At 64.9% G+C, this 2627-nt stretch carries 4 protein-coding genes and 1 pseudogene; all 5 read right to left on the bottom strand.

What is annotated here, in order from left to right:
* Positions 1-264 (bottom strand): NAD(P)(+) transhydrogenase (Re/Si-specific) subunit beta (locus tag WC493_RS23405; protein WP_373069086.1); only part of this gene is annotated, 264 nt, incomplete at its 3' end.
* A gap of 13 nt (positions 265-277) precedes the next feature.
* A pseudogene (locus tag WC493_RS23400) lies at positions 278-559 on the bottom strand (proton-translocating transhydrogenase family protein); the annotation flags it as partial.
* Positions 560-593: 34 nt separating this feature from the next.
* Positions 594-1730, bottom strand: a complete 1137-nt coding sequence (locus WC493_RS23395) for a Re/Si-specific NAD(P)(+) transhydrogenase subunit alpha (protein WP_373069084.1) — start codon at positions 1728-1730, stop codon at positions 594-596.
* Between the two features lie 83 nt (positions 1731-1813).
* Positions 1814-1930: an aa3-type cytochrome c oxidase subunit IV gene (locus tag WC493_RS23390; RefSeq protein WP_109907104.1), complete on the bottom strand. Its 117-nt coding sequence runs from the start codon at positions 1928-1930 to the stop codon at positions 1814-1816.
* A 253-nt stretch (positions 1931-2183) separates the two neighbouring features.
* Positions 2184-2627, bottom strand: a 444-nt coding sequence (locus WC493_RS23385) for a methylated-DNA--[protein]-cysteine S-methyltransferase (protein ID WP_373069081.1), incomplete at its 5' end; no start/stop codon positions are given.

Below are 2627 nucleotides of genomic sequence, written 5' to 3'. Positions count from 1 at the left end.
CGAGGTCATGGCGACGCGCTTGGCGATCACCGCGCCGATGCCGCCACCGATGGCGAGGGCGAGCACGATCATGCCGACCGTCAGCGGGTCGATGTTCGGCAGCACCTGATGGGACAGCAGGGTGGTCACGACCGCGATGGTCATGCCGATCATGCCGTAACGGTTACCCGAGCGCGAGGTGGCGGGCGACGACAGGCCCCGCAGCGCGAGAATGAACAGTACCCCGGAGACGAGATACAGGAGTGAAGCGAGATTGGCGTTCATCGACGTCTGCTCCTCACTTCTTTTCTTTTTTCTTGTACATGGCGAGCATTCGGCTCGTGACCATGAACCCGCCAAAGATATTGACGGAAGCGAAGACGACGGCGATGAAGCCGAAGATCTTCGAAGCCCAGGAGGCCGACCCCATGGCCGGCACCGCGACCGCGATCAGCGCGCCGACGATGATGACCGAGGAAATGGCGTTGGTGACGGCCATCAGCGGGGTGTGCAGGGCGGGCGTCACGCTCCAGACGACGTAATAGCCGACGAAGACGGCCAGAACGAAGATCGAGAGCAGGGAAATGAAATGATCCATCAGGTCACCTCTTCTCTCAGGCCGCGACGAAGGCCGGATGCACCACGGCGCCACCCTTGGTCAGGATGGAGGCCTTGATGATCTCGTCTTCCCAGTCGATGGCGAGCTGCTTGGTCTCCTTGGAGACCAGCGGGGTGATGAAATTCAGCAGGTTCTTGGCGAAGAGCTGCGAGGCATCGACGCAGATCCGGCTCGGCAGGTTCAGGATGCCGACGATCTTCACGCCGTTGTCGGTCACGACGACCTCGCCCGGCTTCGACAGCGGGCAGTTGCCACCCTGCTCGACCGCGAGGTCGACGATGACCGAACCCGGCTTCATGGTCGCGACCATCTCCGGCGTCACCAGGACCGGCGCGGGCCGGCCCGGGATCAGGGCGGTGGTGATGACCATGTCCTGCTTCTTGATGGTGTCCGCGATCAGGGCCGCCTGCTTGGCCTGATATTCCTTGGACATTTCCTTGGCGTAACCGCCGGCGGTCTGGGCGTTCTTGAACTCGTCGTCCATCACGGCGACGAAGGTGCCGCCGAGGGATTCGACCTGTTCCTTGGTCGCCGGGCGCACGTCGGTCGCCGAGACGATGGCGCCGAGGCGTTTCGCCGTCGCGATGGCCTGCAGACCGGCGACGCCGACACCCATGATGAGGGCGCGGGCCGGCGCGACGGTGCCCGCCGCGGTCATCATCATCGGGATGGCGCGGGAATATTCCGCCGCCGCCTCGATCACCGCGCGGTAACCCGCGAGGTTGGCCTGGGACGACAGGATGTCCATCGACTGCGCGCGCGTGATGCGCGGCACGAATTCCATGGCGAAGGCGTCGATGCCGGCATCGGCATAGGCCTTCACGCTGTCGCGATCGGCATAGGGGTTGAGACCGGCGATCAGCACGGCGCCGCGCTTGAAGTGCGGCAGCTCGTCCGGCATCGGACGCTGAATGTGGAAGACGACGTCGGCGCCGGCGATGGTCGAGGCGGCATCCGGCGCGATCTTGGCGCCGGCGGCTTCGAACGCCGCATCGGTGATCGCGGACGCGAGACCGGCTCCGGTCTCGATCACGATCTCGGCACCGAGCGCGGTCAGCTTCTTGACGGATTCAGGAGAAGCAGCGACGCGCTTCTCGTTCGGCCGCCTTTCCTTGGGAATGGCAATCCTCATCTGGCCCCCAGACTTGAGCATTTATGAAAAGATGAAGGGGCGCGGCACCGGAGCCTGATCAGCCGGTCCACGCCCGTTCGGAATCAAACCAGGAAGATCGCCATGAGCACCAGAAGGACGATCATGCTGATGATCGACCACTTGGTCAGGCTCATGAACAGCGAGTAGGTCTTCCGATGTTCGGTGATGTCCATGGACATAGGTCTATTCCCGAGCTCCCCGGCGGTCCGATTGAAGGCGCAACCCAAAAATCAGCGCCGAGTGCAGATCCGAAGTTTCCGATTTCTTGTTTGCCAGGCGTGGCCGCCGGAATCCTCCGCCAACCCCACCAGACCCTTTGTTAGGCGCGCACTATTACAAAAGGCACCATGGCAAACAAGCACTGTCTGCTGCGTAGCAAAAGACCGGACGGGCGGATATTGCCAAAAGGAACCACTCGGGGGGAAATCGGCCTCAGGCGCCGGCGTCGCGCTCGATTTCCAGCAGTTTGCGCTTCCTCGCCGTGCCCCAGCGATAGCCGGTGAGCGAGCCGTCGGCGCCCACCGCCCGGTGGCAGGGCACCAGGATCGAAACGGGATTCGCCCCGCAGGCCCGGCCGACCGCCCGCGCCGCCCCGGGCTTGCCGATGGCGGCGGCAAGGGCGCCATAGGTCCGGGTCTCGCCGACGGGGATCGCCCGCAGCGCCTGCCAGACCGAAATCTCGAACGCCGTGCCCCGCAGGTCGAGGGCGAGGGCACCGCCCGCGTGGGGTTCCGCCGCCCGGGCGCGCACGGCTTCGAGCAGCGGCGCGAGACGCGCCTGATCCCGGCTGATGCGGGCGCGCGGGAAACGGTGGACGAGATCGGCCGCCAGCATCTCCTCGTCCTCGCCCATGAACAGGGCGGCGATGCCCTGTTC

Origin of the sequence: Zavarzinia sp. (assembly GCF_041650655.1) — a bacterium.
In the GTDB taxonomy this organism is placed as follows: Bacteria; Pseudomonadota; Alphaproteobacteria; order Zavarziniales; family Zavarziniaceae; genus Zavarzinia.
The sequence above is the reverse complement of the archived record's forward strand: the minus strand, read 5'-3'. Positions and strand labels throughout refer to the sequence as shown.